We start from the raw sequence: 18,020 nt of genomic DNA, 5'->3' as shown, positions 1-18,020 counted from the left end.
CCAAACTGGAACCAAAATCAAGTGTGAACACAGAAAAAGGGTCTCAGTTCTTCAAACTGAAACCAAAATCAAGTGAGAACACTGAAAAAGAGTCCCGGTCTTCTAAATTGGAAGCAAAAACAAATGGAATTTTCGAAACACAGTCCCACATTCTAAAACTAATTTAACACTGTAAACCAAAACCATCAGTATGAAAGGTTCGCCCTAAGTCAACCTCAATTTCAAATTATCTGCTGTATTCCATCACCCAGCAATCGCGATGCTCCCCTTCGTGCAGCTCATGCTTCTCAAGCAGCTTCACTTTTTTAAACCCGCATTTTTCATAGCAGCGGAGTGCTCGTATATTTGAAGCCTGCGGATCCAAGACGACTCGGTCCGCTTGTTTATCTGCGATTAAAAAATTTACCATGGATGAAACAAGCAGCGTGCCAATACCTTTTCCCCAATATCGAGTGTCTCCAATAAATTGATCGATTCCATAAATTAAATCATTTGAATGCTCATATCCGTAGAGGAGTCTTTCTTCTTTATCTATTCGATAGTACTGTATAAAGCCGATGCTCTTTTTCTCATATTCTATTATGCAGCCATTTACACCATCGTTTCGATTAAAGAATTTGCGGTTAACTCTCTCTAAATCAGATGGATTGTCACGTCCATCGTAAAACTCCAGTACGGCTGGGTTTGACAGCCATTTTGAAAGTAATAAATTGTCATTTAACATTAATTTTCGTACAGTTAGTTGATTATTCTGAAATAACATCATAAATGTAACCCCTTTCAATCAAAATTCAATTGTAATTTTACACTATTAAGCAATTCCGCAGACCTATTATTACTTTTAATTCCGAGTAATATATAGGGGAATTAACATATATATAGTTTAATTGGAATATAAAGGATAGGATTATTTTAACAAAAATGTCTTTAGACCTGTTACATTTTTATATTTATGAAATTTTTACCTATTTTTACAAATGGAAAATAAAGAATTTAACATATTGTTACTGTCTGAATTTTTAAAATATAATGTTGGAGTAAGAAAAAGATTACAATTTGAGAGGAGAAATGGAATGAAGAAAAGAAGAGCATTTGCAGCAACACTATTAAGTATCACGATGGGATTATCCGTATTTTCAACAGGAGCACTTGCAAAAGATAAAGTTGAGGCAAAGGAACAAGATTCATATCGTGTGCTAATCAAAGCACCAACAACATCCATAAGTACTTTCCAATCAAAATACGATGTCCGTTGGGATTTTGGCAAAGAGGGATTTACAACAGATGTTGATGCCAAACAGCTCCAAACTCTTCAAAGCAACAAAGACATTCAAATTCAAAAGGTAAATGAAATTACAGTAGAGACTGCTACAACAGATGCAAAAAGTACAAAAGCGGAAGTGACGGCGACGCCAAGTACACAAACTCCTTGGGGCATAAAATCAATTTATAATGATCAATCAATTACAAAAACAACTGGAGGCAGCGGAATCAAGGTAGCTGTCTTAGATACAGGGGTTCATACGGGCCATATAGATTTAGCCGGTTCTTCTGAGCAATGTAAGGATTTTACACAATCTAATCCTTTAGTAAATGGTTCATGTACGGATCGCCAAGGGCATGGTACACATGTTGCCGGGACTGTATTGGCACATGGGGGCAGTGATGGACAAGGCGTTTATGGAGTGGCTCCGCAAGCAAAACTATGGGCTTATAAAGTATTAGGTGATAACGGCAGCGGATACTCTGATGATATTGCAGCGGCTATCAGACATGTAGCCGATGAAGCATCTCGTACAGGTTCCAAAGTGGTAATTAATATGTCGCTCGGCTCATCTGGTAAAGATTCATTGATTGCTAGTGCAGTAGATTATGCATATGGAAAAGGTGTCTTAATTGTTGCAGCGGCTGGCAATAGCGGATCAGGAAGCAATACAATCGGCTATCCTGCTGCCCTTGTAAATGCAGTGGCAGTAGCAGCGCTGGAGAATGTTCAGCAAAATGGTACTTATCGAGTAGCAAATTTCTCTTCAAGAGGAAATCCGGCAACAGCTGGAGATTTTAGAATTCAAGAGCGTGATGTCGAAGTTTCAGCACCAGGTGCAAGCGTAGAGTCAACATGGTACAATGGCGGTTATAATACAATCAGCGGTACGTCAATGGCAACTCCACATGTGGCCGGATTAGCAGCTAAAATCTGGTCTTCGAATTCTTCATTAAGTCATAGCCAACTGCGCACTGAATTGCAAAACCGCGCTAAAGTATATGATATTAAAGGTGGTATCGGAGCCGGAACAGGTGACGATTATGCATCAGGGTTCGGCTATCCAAGAGTAAAATAAAAAAAAACAATCCGCTTGCCGATTATGGTAAGCGGATTGTTTAGTTATGAGGAGGAGCTTTTCACATATTTAGGATTGCGATTTACTGTAACAAGGAGAATTGCTCCACTTAAAATGAGCAATAGGCTTGTAATGACGAATACGGCAGTAAATCCGAAATAACCTGCAATGATTCCTCCCATCACTGGACCAATTACATTACCCAAAAAGCGCAAACTTGTATTATAGCCCAGCACTTCGCCTTGCATTGCAATCGGCGCCTCCTGACGAATATAAGCAATTCTTACAGGGATTATTCCGCCAATCGTTACACCAAGCGCAAAGCGGATGATCACCAGCTGCCACATTTCAGTGACAAAGCCTCCAGGGAAATAAACGATGCCTGCTAAAAATAAGAGGATAATTAATATTTTTGCATGTCCATGGTCATCTCCAAGCCTCCCCCATCGTTTAGACATGAGCAGGTTGCCGGCGCCAGCTGCCGAAAAGGCAATGCCTGCAAAGAATGCAAGATTTTCAGGTCCGTGAATTTCACTCACATAGAGCGACAATATTGGCTGAATGCTGAAGTGAGCAATTTGAATAAGGGCAGAAAGCAGCAGAATGGTAAGCAAGACTGGATTTGCAAAAATATGCTGAATCACTTCTTTGCTCGAATATCTTTCTTTTCCGGTTTTCACCCTTTCCGTAATCTTGTATTCTTTTGTGAATAAAACAAGAAAAGCAGATAAGAAGATGGCAATTGATGTCCAGCTAAACGTAGAGGAAAAACCAATCATATCAGCTAGAACTCCGCCAATTAATGGACCTAATAAAGACCCGGTGATGCTTCCTGTTTGCAAGGTGCCAAGCACTCTGCCGGCAATGCTTTTTGGAGTTTGGGTAGCAATAAAAGCTTGAGACAGGGGAATGAACCCTGTAAATACGCCCATGAATAAGCGAAGGAAAAATAAATGCCATACACTGGTGGCAAACCCCATGAGAAAGATGCACAATCCCATTCCTGTAGCTGAAATAATCAGGACTCTTTTTCTGCCATATAAATCTCCAATTCTTCCCCAAATTGGTGAGACGATAAAGGCAGCAACAAAGGTAATTGCGAAAATCCAGCCGGACCATTTCTGAACATAAGAGGTTGAGAACTCTCCGAAGGTATCTATATATAAGGAGATAAAAGGAAGTACCATTGTCATGCTCGCAGAGACAAAGAAATTGGCAAACCACATAACTCTGATATTTCTATTCACTTGTTGATTCATAGTATATAACACTTCTTTCCGGTCAACAAATTTCGTTTCCCTAAATATATAATAACCGAACTTTCGAAAATTACAAGGAAAGACACTCTTATTGAACGGACTTACAGAATCACATTCTGGGCTTAATGAACTGTTTTCCAGAAACTTTTATATAACAGTTCGTTAAAAAGTAATTGTTTTATACATAAAAATAATCTATAATTCCTAATATATAGAAAAATCAGATAAAGGAGATGTTATATGGAGGCTTTTGTAGATTGGCTTAATAGTAGCGTTTTATGGAGTAACCCAGTTATTTATATTATTTTAGCAATTGGTCTTTTCTTTTCTATTATTACGAGATTTCTGCAGGTTCGGCATATTAAAGATATGTGGACACTCATGTTTAAAGGCAAATCATCTGAAGCAGGTGTTTCGTCCTTTCAGGCTTTATCTATCGCCTTGTCAGGACGAATCGGTACAGGAAACATTGCTGGTGTAGCAACTGCGATAGCTATGGGTGGACCAGGTGCAGTCTTTTGGATGTGGTTCATGGCCTTTTTAGGTGCAGGCACTGCTTTTGTTGAGTCGACATTGGCACAAATTTATAAAGTGAAGAAGGATGGTGTTTATCGCGGGGGACCTGCCTTCTATATTGAAAAAGGATTAGGCATTAAATGGTTTGCTGTGCTATTTGCTTTTGCAGCCATCCTGGCTCTCGCTATATTAATGCCTGGTATTCAATCAAACTCCATATCTGTAAGTGCTGAAAATGCGTTTGGCATTGCTCCATCATTAACTGGAGGTATTGTCATTGTATTATTAGCGCTGATTATATTTGGCGGTGTCAAAAGGATTGCGAAAGTTGCCCAATTTATTGTTCCTTTTATGGCTGCTGCGTATATACTCGTCTCTCTGTTTATTATTGTAATGAATTTTACGGAAATTCCAAGTGTCATAGCACTTATTTTTAAAAGCGCCTTTGCTGCTGATTCAGTCTTTGGCGGATTAATTGGAAGTGCAATCGCTTGGGGAGTAAAACGCGGCGTTTATTCAAATGAGGCTGGACAAGGAACTGGAGCACATGCTGCTGCAGCTGCAGAGGTTTCGCATCCTGTTAAACAAGGTCTTGTTCAATCTTTTTCTATCTATATCGATACATTATTTGTATGTACCGCCACAGCATTTATGATTTTATTTACAGGTGCATTCAATACTTATGAAGCAGATGGAACTACACCAGTTGTGGAAAATATTCCAGGAGTTGAAGCAGGGGCAGGCTATACACAGTCTGCTGTTGAAACGGTATTGCCTGGGTTTGGTGCTGGGTTTGTCGCTGTATCTTTATTCTTTTTCTGCTTTACGACGATAATGGCTTATTATTATATGTCAGAAACGAATGTCGCTTATCTAGTGAATGAAAGGTTTAGAAAACCAGCGATGTTTATATTAAAGATTGTGCTGCTTGTCTCGACTTTCTATGGAGCATTAAGGACTGCCGATCTTGCCTGGGCATTCGGAGATGTTGGGCTCGGAATTATGGTCTGGCTGAATCTGATTGCGATTCTCTTGTTAAGCAAAAAGGCAATCATAGCGCTAAAGGATTACGAAGCACAAAAGAAACAGGGGCTCGATCCGGTATTTAATTCTACAGAGCTCGGAATTAAAAATGCGGATTATTGGGAAAATGGATACAAGGAAGAGCCTGAGAAGGAAAAGGTTTCATAAGATGAGAGAAAGGTGCCTTGCGGATATAGCAAGGCACCTTTTTAATTATATGCATTAGTACATTTACATGAAGGATTTAGGTATAATATAGTTTATAAGTTATATGAACCTAAAGGAGTACAAAATGACAGAAAACGATTTAATTAAGAACTTAAATTCCTTTATCCAGGAAGCATGGAATCAGTCAGGCTTTCAGAAGCCCACGACTATTCAAGAGAAGACAATCCCGGCAGTGATGGAAGGTAAGGATCTCATCGCAGAATCTCCAACAGGTACGGGAAAAACGCTTGCCTACTTATTGCCCGTGCTAGCAAAAATAGATGTGGAAAAAAAAGCAGTTCAAACAGTCATATTAGCTTCTTCCCAGGAGCTTGTCATGCAAATATTACAAGAGGTGCAACAATGGGGGGCGAGCAGCGGCATTAGAGCAGCTTCTTTTATTGGCGGCGCAAATGTAAAAAGACAGCTGGAGAAGTTGAAGAAGCATCCACATATAGCGATTGGCACACCTGGAAGAATGCTTGAATTAATTAAGCAAAAGAAATTGAAAATGCATGAAGTTAAAACGGTTGTGCTTGATGAAGGTGATCAGCTACTCGTCAGAGAACATGAAGAAACAGTAAAAAATATTGTGAAAGCAACTTTAAGCGAAAGACAAGTAGTTTTATTCTCAGCGACAATGCCAGCTCATGTTGAAAAAGTTGCAAAAGATTTAATGAAAGACCCAGCAATAATAAAAGTAAAGAAAGATGAAACCATTGAGGCAGCTGATGTGAATCATATCTACTTTGTAGCTGAGATGAGGGATAAAATCAAGCTTCTTGAGAAGCTGTCCAGAATGGATGGCTTAAAAGGCCTTGTTTTTGTAAAGGACATCCCTAATTTAACGATTATCAATGAAAAATTGCATTTTAATGGTATCCAGGCAAGTGCTCTTCACGGTGAGTTGAATAAGCTTGATCGACAAACAAGCATGAAAAATTTTCGATCGAATCAAACGAACCTGCTGCTTTCAACAGATGTTGCTGCGAGAGGGTTGGACATAAAAGGGATTACGCATGTGATTCACTTTGATTTTCCTAGAGATGTAAATCAATATGTTCACCGCTCAGGAAGAACCGGCCGTTTTGGTGCAAGCGGTACGGTAATTTCATTAGTGACAAATAATGAAGAAAGAGATTTAAAGCGCTTTACAAAAGAACTGGGCATACAGCCAGGATTAAAAATTATGCGTGGCGGCCAAATAATCGACCCGCAGCCACGCCGTTAAAATCAATTCATTAAAAAAGGAAGCTGCTATTGAGCAGCTTCCTTTTTTTATTGTTCCTCAATCTTTTTCAAAGGTTTCTCAGCAGGGCCTTCAAGGACTTTACCATTATATGAAAACCTGGAGCCGTGACAAGGACAATCCCACGTTCGATCGCCATGATTCCACGCGGTCTCACAGCCTAGGTGTGTACATGTCGTGTCGACTATATGCAGCTGTCCATCCTTATCCCGGTAAGCTCCTCTTCGTTTTCCATTCACTTTTACAACTGCGCCTTCATCATTTTTTAAGTCTTCAGGGTGCATTGGCACATATTCAAGCTTTCCTTTTATTAACTGTCCGGCAACATCCGTATTATATGATATGAAATTCTTTATACTAGGCGTCGGATTGAAACGGGACGGTGAAAATAATTGTTGATACGGGTTGCTTTTTTCCAAAATTAAATCTTTCAATAAAAGGGCGGCTGTAGTTCCATTCGTCATTCCCCATTTTCTAAAGCCAGTTGCGACGAAGATATTATTTTGGTTTGATGTGATGGGCCCGATATAGGGCACTTTATCTAAAGTCGTTAAATCTTGTGCTGACCAGCGGTAAGGATACTCAGAAATGCCCAATACGTTTGCTGCAAAATCTTCAAGTGCTTTGTAATGCTTTAAAGTATCTATACCTTTTCCTGTTTTATGACCTTCACCACTGACTAAAATGAGTTTCTCTCCGTTATATGGTGTATACCTTAAGGATCTTTTTGGGTCATCTGCACTGTAATACATGCCGCCTGGATATTCTTTTGAAACTTTCATGCCAAGTACATAGGAGCGCTCGGGCAGGAGCCTGGCAAAATAGAAGCCTCTCATATCAATAAATGGAAAATGGCTAGCTGAAATAACATATTTACAAGTAATGCGCTGCCCTTTTTTGGTGATAACAACAGGCTCTGTTCCCTCCTCTACATCGATTGCTGTTGTATTTTCATAGACAGTGCCGCCTTGATTAGTAAAGTCCTTTAGCAAACCATTTAGGTATTTTACTGGATGAAATTGTGCCTGATTATTCATGGAGAGGACACCAGTAGTAGGAATGTCAAATGGAATTCCATCTACTAGGCTGCCGGTAATGCCGAGTTTCTGGTAGGCATCATATTCATTTGTCAGTTTCTCACTATATTCATCCGTTGTGGCATAAATGAAAGAATCCTCCTGGCTTATATCACAATGGTTGTTTTTAGCAAGGTTCTGAATGAATTTAATAGCATCATCCTGTGCTTCGTAATAAAGCCTTGCTTTTTCAATGCCTAGATTTGTGATTAATTCATCATAAATTAGTCCATGCTGCGCCGTAACCTTTGCAGTTGTATGTCCAGTTGTACCATCCATTACTTTTCCTGTCTCAAGCAATATGACTTTGAAACCTTCTTTTACGAGAAGATAGGCTGCTGTAATTCCAGTAATTCCCCCACCAACGATCACGATATCGGTTTGTGTATCTTCCGTTAATTGTCCGAATCCGTTTCCTTTTTCATTTAGCCAATACGATTCCGGGTATTGCGGCATATTCATATTTGATGCTTCCATTTTCTAACCTCCTCAAAGTGCTTCTAAGGATAACTTTTCCTTATTGAAAAAAATGTATACAACTTTCGCCAATTGACGTAAAAAAGTTACGGAGCTATAATGAAGTCACAGAATTTATGAATTTTTCAAAACTAAGTAAGGAGCTGAAATTTTTCAGCCCTTTATTTCTTTAAAAGGGGATAGCCAGAGATGAAATTCGAAACAGCTTTATTACATAGCAAGCATAAAGATGAGAGAAAAATTAAGAGCAAGGCTACACCAATTTATCAAACATCCGCGTTTACTTTTAGTAATTTAGAGGAGCTTGAAGGTTTTTATAACGGAAATGGCCAATACTTATACACACGAACTGGGAATCCAAATACGGATGAACTAGGTCAAATTGTTTCTCGCCTTGAGGAAGCACCGGCAGGCGTTGTTGCCTCATCAGGTCTGGCAGCAATCATGGTAGGTGTCCTTGCTGTCGCAAAAAGCGGCGATCATATTGTAGCAACAGATGATTTATATGGAGGCAGTTTTCATCTCATTTCTGAAGAGCTATCAGAGCTTGGCATCCAGGTAACGGTTGTTCCTTTTAACGATATAGAGAAAGTAGAACAGGCTATTCAAGAAAACACAAAGCTTCTGTATACTGAATCAATTACCAACCCGCTTTTAAGGGTGGAGGATTTGGAGCAAGTCGTCAGTCTTGCGAAAAAATACAACCTAAAAACGCTTGTTGACAATACATTTGCTACTCCGTATCATTGCAAGCCCTACACATTGGGCATTGATATGGTTGTCCATAGCGCTACTAAGTATATCGGCGGCCATAGCGATGTGACTGCTGGTGTCATTGTTGGTGAGGTAGCCCTGATGGCAAAGGCGTCTGCGAAAGTGGTGAATTTAGGAGCAAATTTAAGCCCATTTGAAGCGTGGCTAACAGCAAGAGGGGCGAAAACTTTAGCTTTAAGAATGAAAGCACAATCACTTAATGCTAAAAAAGTAGCAGAAGCACTGCACAACCACGGTGCTGTAGAGAAGGTATATTATCCATTCTCACACGGTGAAGAAGGCTACGGAGCAATGGTGACAATCACTTTAGCGGAAAAAGTAAATGTCAGCTCATTTTTTCAATCTCTAGGATGGGTTAAGATTGTTCCTACCCTTGCTGGAGTGGAAACCTCTGTCTCACATCCGCTTACGACTTCCCACCGAGCCTTACCTGCAGAAAAATGTGCTGAACTCGGTATTACAAATCATGTAATCAGAATTTCCGTAGGCATTGAGCATGCAGACGATATAATTGCACAGCTTGTACATGCAATTGAACAAGCTAGGTAAATGTTTTGACTATTGAAAGTGAGGTAATACCTCCAACAATAAGAGGGCTCGCGTTTCCAATAAACTTTTTAAAAAATCCGTGCCAGCTCAATGGAAAAATAAGCTGGCACGGATTTTTTATGAGCGTAAGCTTTCCTCATCATTCATTTCATCTACGTCTATCGCGTCTTGAGAGTGCAGGCTAGATTTTACCGCAAAAATAAAAATAACTGCTGCTAATCCAATAACTAGTAAAAAGCCTATAGTCGTAATCCATAGCATAGCCAATTGAAACCTCCCCTTTCATCTGACACAAAAGTATATACTTACTTAACTTATATGCAGCATCAATCATTTTCTTGACATTTGAAAAGGAAAGATTGCAAAGCATGCCGAATATGTCTCTTAAAGGAGGTATGGATATGTCATTTAAGACGGCAGATTTATGTGATGAGTACAGTAGCGAGTTGAAGATTTGTCAGGAGGCTTTTAAATCGTATGGCGGCAGACGGCAGTTTTCTGGACCGATTTCAACTGTTAAAGTATTTGAGGATAATGTACTTGTTTTAGAAGCATTGGAATCTATTCCGGCTGGAAATGTACTGGTTGTCGATGGCGGTGGATCTAGAAGGTGTGCGCTTATGGGCGACAGATTAGGAAAAATTGCACAGGATCGTGGGTTAGCCGGCGTAATTATTTACGGCTGTGTAAGGGATACATCAGAGCTTGCCAATATGGATACAGGTATATTAGCAATTGGCAGCTGTCCGCTAAAAAGCAGCAAAATCGGGAAAGGTGAAAGAGGTAGGGTTGTTACATTCGGCGGTATTGATTGGTCATCTGGTGAATATGTCTATGCTGATGAAGATGGTGTAATTGTAGCAGAAAGAAACTTAATCAAATAGTCCTTAATAAAAACGGCTGGAATCCTACCAGCCGTTTTCTTGTTCTCCCTGAACGGTCATTTCCTGCGGCAGCATTTTAGATGCTTTAGGAATCGTTCGAGGCTCAAAATTAATTTCATCGGAAGAGCGTATGACAACAACCATCTGTCCACCGTATACGTTAGCCCGAATCAGAATGGGAAAGTCATAATAATTGATAAAGGTAAAGTCTGGTCCATACCAGCTGACCGTTGCATCACGGCCTTTTGGCACATATGGAACCCGCTTGCTGTGAGAGTATCTTTCACCAATTTTTAATCCTGCACGATCAACAGCATTAAAGAGTGTAGAGGATACCTGGCAGATTCCTCCTCCGATATCTTCAGACATTTCTCCGCGTACAATCACCGGTGCCCGCATATATCCCCGATGTTTCGTTCGTTTGCCCACGACTTTATTAAAAGAGAACGTTTCCCCGGGAAAAACAACATAATTATTGATTGCTTCAGCAGCAAGGGAAATATTATGAGAGCGGTTATTATTTCTGTTATTAAAGTAGGTAACATACTGGCCAATTGTCTTTACATTTATTTGGCTTAATAAATTTTCGTCCACTCGGGGCGGAACTGATAACATCGGCAACTCGATGTTTGATGAGCCTTTTTCATAAAAATAAGCATAGAATTGTTCTGCTAGTACTTTACGGTGAAGTCTGCTCCCCATTTGTGCCGGTACGATTCTGCCCGAGCGCTCGATATAAGCATCAATGGGAGGGACATAAGTCTCTTCATCTAACTTCTCCATAAACAGTTGTAGTTTATCTGTATCAACAAAGGGCACACCAGAAAAGGGTATTGCATATTCCTGTCTGTTCATTTGTGCAATATTATTTTTCTCCTTCTCGATCACTAGGCTATCATCGCCGCCGTTTACCGTAGGGAGAATAAGAAAAAGTCCAACAAGCCATCCAGCGTTCAAAAGTATACACCTCCCGCAATTATTATGAACATCCTTATTTGTTTTCATGTATAAAGATTGGGGCGGACAGTCCGTCAGCCTCAAGTCCTAGAGTAAAATCAAGCTCAAGCTCGTTATGAGTTTTTTTTGTAAAAGGTAAGATAAGTGTAAGAAAGGAGGAAGACGAAATGAAAAAATTTGGATTGATATTAGCAGGAGGAATTGCAGCCATCATTATTTTAGCTAACTTAGGTTCATTGCTTGCGTTGGCAATCAGTGTGGCAATTCTTTACTTAGTATTTAAACAGTTTATTAAGTCAGGTGGATGGGAGAAGGCAGCCTGGGGAATTGTTGGAGCGGTTCTGCTCATCATCTCCATCGGAAATATACCGGCCATTATCGCTGTTGCAGCTGCGTATGTTCTTTATCTGGTCTATAAAAATTGGAATAAATCAAAATCAAACATTATCGATGAAAAACAAGATCCATTTGCTAACTTTGAAAAGCAATGGTCTGATATTACAAAAAATTAATATGAGGAGAGATTTTACATGACAAACATTTTAACACGATTAAAAAATACAATTGCAGCAGATATCAATGATGCTTTAGATAGAAAAGAAAAAAAGAATCCAATCGCGATGCTGAATCAATATTTGCGTGAAAGCGAACAAGAAACTGAGAAGGTGCGCAAATTAATTGAGCGCCAATATAAATTGACAGAGGAATTTCGTCTTGAGCATAAACAAGCGGTGGAATTAGCAAGCAAGCGTAAACGTCAGGCAGAGATCGCAGCAGAAGCCGGTGATACAGAGCTTCATGAATTTGCACTTGCAGAGTATGCACAGTATGAAGAAAGATCAGGCAAGCTGCAAACAATTGTTTTTGAGGCTGAGAAACAATTGACAGAGCTAGAAAGAAAATACGAAGAAATGAAGCATAAGCTAAAGGACATGCAAATTCGTAGAATGGAATTAATGGGTCGTGAAAATGTGACTCGTGCTCAAACACAAATGAGCAAAGTTCTTCATAATGAAGAATATTCATATCAATCTTATTCTAAGTTTCAAGAAATCGAAACTTATATTGACAACTTGGAGAAAAAAGTAGAGAACGCATATTATCGCAGCAATATTGATGCAAAAGTTGCCCAACTTGAAAAATCTTTAAAAAAAGATGACTCAGTTTCAAATTAAGAATAAAAACATGGTATGCTAAAAAGGCGTAGAAAGAACCTGCGCCTTTTATAGCTATTAATGTATTGAATATGAATGGACGAAATTTTCCATCTAACTACATCTATTAGAGGAGGGGAGTACCATGTTTGAAAAATTTAAAGAAGATTATATGGGTTGGATTGTAATAATAGGCTTAGGTCTGTTGTTTTTAGAGTTTGTCTTCTTTAATCATGGGCTTATATTTTCTCTTCTCGTACCAGCTGGGATGATTTATTTCGGCAGAAAATGGATGCCAAAAATGAGCGGGAAGATTTTATTTTGGCTTGGTATTATTTTTCTGATTATTAATATTTTGAGTATGATGACATTTAAGTTTCTTCTATTAGCCATTCTTGTACATTTTATCATTCAATTTTCGCAATCTAAAAAGAATCCAAAGTATGTGAAGCCACTAATTAAAGAGCCATCTGTAAACTTAAGCAAAGAAACAGTGATTAAAAAGCAACCGCTGTTATCAAATGTGTTTTTTGGTCATCAAAAGACACCAGAATCAGTTTATGAATGGAAAGATATCAATATACAGTGCGGCTTGGGCGATACTGTCATAGATTTGAGCTATACGGTTTTGCCTAAAGGAGAAACGGTGATTGTTTTAAGGAATTTTATTGGCAATATTCAAGTTCTTGTGCCTTATGATGTGGATGTAAGTGTCAATCATTCGGTCATTGCTGGTTCCACTCAGGTTTTTGAAATGAATGAAAAGCGCACATTTAATAAAAATTATCAAATACAAACAGCCGGATTTGAGCAAGCAACACAAAGAATTAAAATATTGTCTTCCTTAGTTGTAGGTGATCTTGAGGTGAAGCGAGTATGAAAACAATACAACGCCAAGTATTAATTGGAGCGGGTATGTCTCTACTCCTTCTACTATGCTTTATTTTATCCTTTTCACTTTTATTTCCAGTGAGCTTAGCTGATCTGTGGAAAACAAAAGTAATGGATATACCGTTTATATTATTTGTCCCTAGTGTAAGCATTGCAATCGGGATATTGTTTGGCATTTTTTCAGGTTACAGCTGGCAAAAGCAATTAAAGCAGGTCGATGGTTGGCTGCATGAAATAGAGGAAGGCAGACAATTGCAAATTGATGAAGATGAGATCGGCAGTGATGCAAGGATACTTTCAGAAAGAGCAAAAAAAATTCAGAAACAAATTGCAGAACAGGCGAAGCTATCACAAAAACTTGCTAATGAAAAAGCGGAGGAGTTTGATAATCGCATGCAAGAGATTATTTTTCAGGAAAGGAACCGGCTTGCCAGAGAGCTACATGATTCTGTCAGCCAGCAGCTATTTGCTGCATCCATGCTCATGTCAGCTATAATGGAAAGAACAGAGAAGTATGAAGATGGTTACACTAAAAAGTTGAAACTTGTCGAAAGTATGATACACCAATCCCAATTAGAAATGCGCGCACTCCTTTTACATTTGCGTCCTGTTGCTTTGAAAGGAAAAACATTAACAGAAGGAATTGAAGAGCTGTTAGTAGAATTATTGCAGAAGGTGACAATGGATATTAAGTGGAAGGTGGAAGATTTTCCATTAGATAAGGGTGTCGAGGACCATTTGTTCCGGATACTGCAGGAATCTGTATCTAATACATTGCGCCATGCAAAAGCAAATTCCCTTGAAGTCTTGTTAATCGAACGTGATGGATATGCGATCCTTAGAGTGGTTGATGACGGAATCGGTTTTGATGTAGAGGAAGCAAAAGCAGGCTCCTATGGACTGCAAAACATGTACGAACGAGCAATGGAAATAGGCGGCTCTTTAAAAATAATCAGCTTAGCTAATAACGGTACACGGCTTGAAGTGAAGATACCTTTAATATAGATAAAAGATGCAGATAGGAGGTAAAGGGATGATTAAAGTATTATTTGTTGATGATCATGAAATGGTAAGAATCGGTGTGTCTTCCTATTTATCTGCACAGACTGATATTGAGGTCATTGGGGAAGCGGACAACGGACGTACAGCGATAGATATGGCGCTTGAATTACGCCCGGATATAATATTAATGGATTTAGTTATGAAGGAAATGGATGGAATTGAAGCGACAAGAAACATAATCGAAAAATGGCCAGAAGCTAAAATTATTATTGTGACAAGCTTTTTGGACGATGAAAAGGTATATCCTGCGCTTGAGGCTGGTGCGACAAGCTATATGTTAAAAACTTCAAAGGCAAGTGAAATTGCGGATGCGGTGCGTAATACGTATCATGGCCAATCTGTCCTCGAGCCTGAGGTTACTGGGAAAATGATGGTGAAAATGAGGCAAAAACAAGTACATCCGCGTCATGAAGATTTAACTGGACGAGAAATGGAAATACTCCTTTTAATGACACAAGGAAAGACGAACCAAGAAATTGCTGATGAGTTGTTTATCGCTTTAAAAACGGTTAAAACACATGTCAGTAATATATTGAGTAAACTCGAAGTTCAGGATCGTACACAGGCAGTCATATACGCTTTTAAAAATTCATTAGTTAAATGAAAAAAAGAGCTTTGGAATAAGGGCTCTTTTTTTGCTGGCTTGTAAATATATTTGCAATATTTAATCAAAAAGATTAAACTATACATAACTTATTAATGTCAGGAGGTGTAAATGAGATGAATGAAGCTGTTTTGATGCGTGGGAAATGGATTGAACATTTAACGATTTTCCGTGCAATTTTTGCTGTTTTTGCTTTTAACGGGATAAGTATGCCCTTTTTTAGCAATTTAATAGCAAAAACAAAACAGTAAGAACATCTCTTTATACCTAAATTTATGACAGTTAACGGACGGTAAAAGGAGGGCTCTATTGCTCTTCTTTTTATTTTTCAAAAAAATGATGCACCATTTTTTAGGACCATGGGAGAATACTTTTTCCTATGGTCTTTTTTTTGCGAATAGGAAAGTTTAACTTAAATTGAAGTGAATTATTTGGAGGGAAATCATAATGATTATATGCAGTGGTCAGCAATTAGCAAAAATGTACGGCGGAAATTTAATATTTGAAGATATTCAATTCGAAATACATGAAAAAGCAAGAGTAGGTCTGGTCGGAAGAAATGGAAGTGGAAAAACAACTCTATTTAGGCTGTTAGCGAAGCAAGAAACACCTGATACAGGAGCCATTCATTGGAAAAAAGGATGTGAAATCGGATACCTTGCCCAAATTCCTTATTACCCTAATGGGAGGAGTGCTAACGATGTACTGAAAGAAGCATTTTCTCACTTAATCGAAATCGAAAATAGAATGAAGCTTTGCGAACTTGCTATAAGTGATGAAACAGTGGGTAATACCTTTGAACAGCACCTAAAAGAATATGGCGAGCTTCAAGAAGTGTTCTCGATTGAAGGTGGATATGAGATGGATGCAAATATAGATAGGGTTGCAAACGGCCTTAATATTTCACATCTATTGGATAAAGCGTTCGAGTCCTTAAGCGGCGGAGAGAAAACAAAGGTTTGCCTTGGACAGCAATTATTAAAAACACCCGATTTGCTTCTTTTAGATGAACCAACCAATCATTTAGATATGTCAGCTGTTGATTGGCTATCAAAATACTTGCACGAATATGCTGGTGCAGTTGTTATCATTTCTCATGATCGTTATTTTCTAGATGAAACAGTCAATCGCATAATAAATTTAGAGGATGGAGAACTGACAAATTACAATACGAACTACACAGGGTTTGTGAAAGAAAAAGAAGAGAGGTTGTTAAGGGAGTTCCAGCAATATGAGGAGCAGCAGAAGAAAATTAAAAAAATGAAAGAAACGATTAAAAGGCTGAAAGAATGGGCAAACCAGGCAAACCCGCCAAATGCAGGCCTTCATAAAAGGGCTGCCAGTATGGAAAAAGCACTTGAAAGGATGGAAAAGCTTGATCGGCCAATTCACCATAAGAAAATGAACATGACGCTTGAAACTACAGAACGGAGCGGAAAAGATGCCGTCATTCTAACAGATGTATCCAAATCGTTTAACAATATTGAGCTATTTAATTCCGTTAATATGCATATCCGGTATCAAGAACGTACAGTGATAGTAGGAGATAACGGAACGGGAAAATCAACACTGCTAAAAATCATACTAGAGGAATTAGTACCTGATTCAGGAGAGGTAAAGGTAGGTAGCAATCGGAAGGTAGGGTATTTATCACAGCATGTATTTTCCAACATAGCCAACGAACACTTAACAGTGATTGAAGCCTTTCGGGAAAATGTCTCAGTAACAGAAGGAGAGGCAAGGCATATATTGGCAAAATTTCTATTCTACGGCCATGCCGTTTTCAGAAAGGTGAAAAGCTTAAGCGGAGGAGAAAGAATGAGGCTCAGGCTTGCTCAGCTTATGCATGAGGATATTAACTTTCTCATATTAGACGAACCAACCAATCACTTAGATATTGAATCAAGGGAGGTGCTTGAAGACACATTGAAAAATTATGAAGGAACGATACTGGCAGTCTCCCATGATCGGTATTTTATTAAACTTTTATTCAACAAGGTATATATCATTGACGACGGAAAAGTACACTTTTTTGATGGAGATTTTGAATGGGCGCGCAAAAAACTAATAGAGAGAAAGCAGAAAAAACAACAGCCTCCAACTATTGAAATTGAAAAAAAACAGGAGAAAACCATTCCTCGTACAGATGATTCGGGGAAAATTGAAAATGAAATTGTTGAAATTGAGAACCAGCTAAATAAAATGAATGAAGAACTTGGAAAAGTGAAAGAATTAAATAAGCTTCAGCACCTTTATAATGAAAAAGAAGAACTAGAACAACAGAGGCATAAACTATATGAAAAATGGGAATCGCTCTTATGATGAAAGGAGCTACTATCCTAAAGGGGAATAGCTCAAGTGTGCCTGCGAAAGTGAAAATAAGAAGAGGTGTCCGCTTGACTACTGCAGGAGAGTAGCGAGATAGTCGAGAAACTAAAGGCGCTAGCGCTGATGCGGCTCGACTCTCGCCCTGCGGAAAGCCTTGGAAAATTCCAAACCATTCATTTTTATTTTTGTAATCAGTTTCTCTACAGGCTGAAGCTATTAACCTAAAGGGTTAATAGCTTTTTTCTTATTTGGAGGAATACCACTTTTGAGCAGGTGAGCTAAAAAGCTTAACATTTATATCTGCCAAAGCAAATTTATTCACCGGAGTGCACATATTCTCATCCTCTTCAGGTGAAAAAAGCCCAATTATTCACCGGAGTGCTCATGTTTTCATCCTCTTCAGGTGAATAAAGTCCAATTATTTACCTGAGTGCTCATATTTACATCCTCTTCAGGTGAATAAAACCCAATTATTCACCGGAGTGCACATATTCTCATCCTCTTCCGGTGAATAAAGCCCAATTATTCACCTGAGTGCTCATGTTTTCATCCTCTTCCGGTGAATAAAGCCCAATTATTCACCGGAGCGCTCATGTTTTCATCCTCTTCAGGTGAAAAAAGCCCAATTATTCACCGGAGTGCACATATTCTCATCCTCTTCAGGTGAA

Annotated in this window: 17 protein-coding genes; 12 read left to right on the top strand and 5 right to left on the bottom strand. The window is 38.8% G+C overall.

Annotated elements, in window-relative coordinates; all coding sequences use genetic code 11:
* Positions 1 to 226: 226 nt before the first annotated feature.
* Positions 227 to 766: a GNAT family N-acetyltransferase gene (locus tag CWS20_RS16025; RefSeq protein ID WP_083957316.1), complete on the bottom strand. Its 540-nt coding sequence runs from the start codon at positions 764 to 766 to the stop codon at positions 227 to 229.
* Positions 767 to 1,073: 307 nt separating this feature from the next.
* Between CWS20_RS16025 and CWS20_RS16020 the strand changes: the two genes are divergently transcribed.
* Positions 1,074 to 2,342, top strand: a complete 1,269-nt coding sequence (locus tag CWS20_RS16020) for a S8 family peptidase (RefSeq protein ID WP_066195158.1) — start codon at positions 1,074 to 1,076, stop codon at positions 2,340 to 2,342.
* 44 nt (positions 2,343 to 2,386) lie between these two features.
* Here CWS20_RS16020 and CWS20_RS16015 read toward each other — a convergent pair whose 3' ends face one another.
* The gene (locus CWS20_RS16015) at positions 2,387 to 3,601 is read right to left on the bottom strand and encodes an MFS transporter (protein WP_066195161.1); all 1,215 of its coding nucleotides are present in this window, start codon (positions 3,599 to 3,601) and stop codon (positions 2,387 to 2,389) included.
* 240 nt (positions 3,602 to 3,841) lie between these two features.
* Here CWS20_RS16015 and CWS20_RS16010 point away from each other — a divergent pair, with 240 nt between their 5' ends.
* Together CWS20_RS16010 and CWS20_RS16005 are read left to right on the top strand one after the other, a co-directional pair.
* Positions 3,842 to 5,308, top strand: a complete 1,467-nt coding sequence (locus CWS20_RS16010; protein ID WP_066195163.1) for an alanine/glycine:cation symporter family protein — start codon at positions 3,842 to 3,844, stop codon at positions 5,306 to 5,308.
* Positions 5,309 to 5,432: 124 nt separating this feature from the next.
* The gene (locus CWS20_RS16005; RefSeq protein ID WP_066195166.1) at positions 5,433 to 6,578 is read left to right on the top strand and encodes a DEAD/DEAH box helicase; all 1,146 of its coding nucleotides are present in this window, start codon (positions 5,433 to 5,435) and stop codon (positions 6,576 to 6,578) included.
* A gap of 47 nt (positions 6,579 to 6,625) precedes the next feature.
* Here the strand turns inward: CWS20_RS16005 and CWS20_RS16000 are convergent, their stop codons facing one another.
* Positions 6,626 to 8,149 carry an FAD-dependent oxidoreductase gene (locus CWS20_RS16000; RefSeq protein WP_066195169.1) on the bottom strand — a complete coding sequence of 508 codons (1,524 nt, stop codon included), beginning with the start codon at positions 8,147 to 8,149 and terminating at the stop codon, positions 6,626 to 6,628.
* Between the two features lie 189 nt (positions 8,150 to 8,338).
* Between CWS20_RS16000 and CWS20_RS15995 the strand changes: the two genes are divergently transcribed.
* Positions 8,339 to 9,472 carry a trans-sulfuration enzyme family protein gene (locus tag CWS20_RS15995; protein ID WP_066195171.1) on the top strand — a complete coding sequence of 378 codons (1,134 nt, stop codon included), beginning with the start codon at positions 8,339 to 8,341 and terminating at the stop codon, positions 9,470 to 9,472.
* Between the two features lie 117 nt (positions 9,473 to 9,589).
* Here the strand turns inward: CWS20_RS15995 and CWS20_RS28075 are convergent, their stop codons facing one another.
* Complete coding sequence (locus CWS20_RS28075) at positions 9,590 to 9,739, bottom strand: hypothetical protein (RefSeq protein ID WP_157090521.1); 150 nt, start codon at positions 9,737 to 9,739, stop codon at positions 9,590 to 9,592.
* A 134-nt stretch (positions 9,740 to 9,873) separates the two neighbouring features.
* Here CWS20_RS28075 and rraA point away from each other — a divergent pair, with 134 nt between their 5' ends.
* Positions 9,874 to 10,356 carry a ribonuclease E activity regulator RraA gene (gene rraA / locus CWS20_RS15990; protein WP_066195172.1) on the top strand — a complete coding sequence of 161 codons (483 nt, stop codon included), beginning with the start codon at positions 9,874 to 9,876 and terminating at the stop codon, positions 10,354 to 10,356.
* Positions 10,357 to 10,380: 24 nt separating this feature from the next.
* Here rraA and CWS20_RS15985 read toward each other — a convergent pair whose 3' ends face one another.
* Positions 10,381 to 11,313 (bottom strand): VanW family protein, encoded by a 933-nt coding sequence (locus CWS20_RS15985; RefSeq protein WP_241504207.1) that lies wholly within the window; start codon positions 11,311 to 11,313, stop codon positions 10,381 to 10,383.
* Between the two features lie 167 nt (positions 11,314 to 11,480).
* Between CWS20_RS15985 and CWS20_RS15980 the strand changes: the two genes are divergently transcribed.
* The 7 genes from CWS20_RS15980 to abc-f all read left to right on the top strand — a co-directional run bounded on the left by CWS20_RS15980 (position 11,481) and on the right by abc-f (position 17,346).
* Entirely contained in the window at positions 11,481 to 11,825 is a 345-nt protein-coding gene (locus CWS20_RS15980; protein WP_066195176.1) for a lmo0954 family membrane protein, read from the top strand.
* 18 nt (positions 11,826 to 11,843) lie between these two features.
* The gene (locus CWS20_RS15975; RefSeq protein ID WP_066195179.1) at positions 11,844 to 12,488 is read left to right on the top strand and encodes a PspA/IM30 family protein; all 645 of its coding nucleotides are present in this window, start codon (positions 11,844 to 11,846) and stop codon (positions 12,486 to 12,488) included.
* A gap of 124 nt (positions 12,489 to 12,612) precedes the next feature.
* Positions 12,613 to 13,347, top strand: a complete 735-nt coding sequence (gene liaF / locus CWS20_RS15970; protein WP_066195181.1) for a cell wall-active antibiotics response protein LiaF — start codon at positions 12,613 to 12,615, stop codon at positions 13,345 to 13,347.
* Complete coding sequence (locus CWS20_RS15965) at positions 13,344 to 14,363, top strand: sensor histidine kinase (protein ID WP_066195184.1); 1,020 nt, start codon at positions 13,344 to 13,346, stop codon at positions 14,361 to 14,363. The genes liaF and CWS20_RS15965 overlap by 4 nt, the downstream gene beginning before the upstream one ends.
* A gap of 28 nt (positions 14,364 to 14,391) precedes the next feature.
* The gene (locus CWS20_RS15960) at positions 14,392 to 15,024 is read left to right on the top strand and encodes a response regulator transcription factor (protein ID WP_066195185.1); all 633 of its coding nucleotides are present in this window, start codon (positions 14,392 to 14,394) and stop codon (positions 15,022 to 15,024) included.
* Positions 15,025 to 15,140: 116 nt separating this feature from the next.
* A complete protein-coding gene (locus CWS20_RS29025) occupies positions 15,141 to 15,275 on the top strand; it encodes an RAxF-45 family protein (RefSeq protein ID WP_276328315.1) in 135 nt (44 codons plus the stop codon).
* Positions 15,276 to 15,471: 196 nt separating this feature from the next.
* On the top strand, positions 15,472 to 17,346 hold the full coding sequence (gene abc-f, locus CWS20_RS15955) for a ribosomal protection-like ABC-F family protein (RefSeq protein WP_066195187.1): 1,875 nt from the start codon (positions 15,472 to 15,474) through the stop codon (positions 17,344 to 17,346).
* Positions 17,347 to 18,020 lie beyond the last annotated feature (674 nt).

The sequence above is a fragment of the Cytobacillus horneckiae genome, from assembly GCF_002835735.1.
GTDB lineage: Bacteria > Bacillota > Bacilli > Bacillales > Cytobacillaceae > Cytobacillus > Cytobacillus horneckiae.
This window is presented reverse-complemented; position numbering and strand designations above follow the sequence as displayed.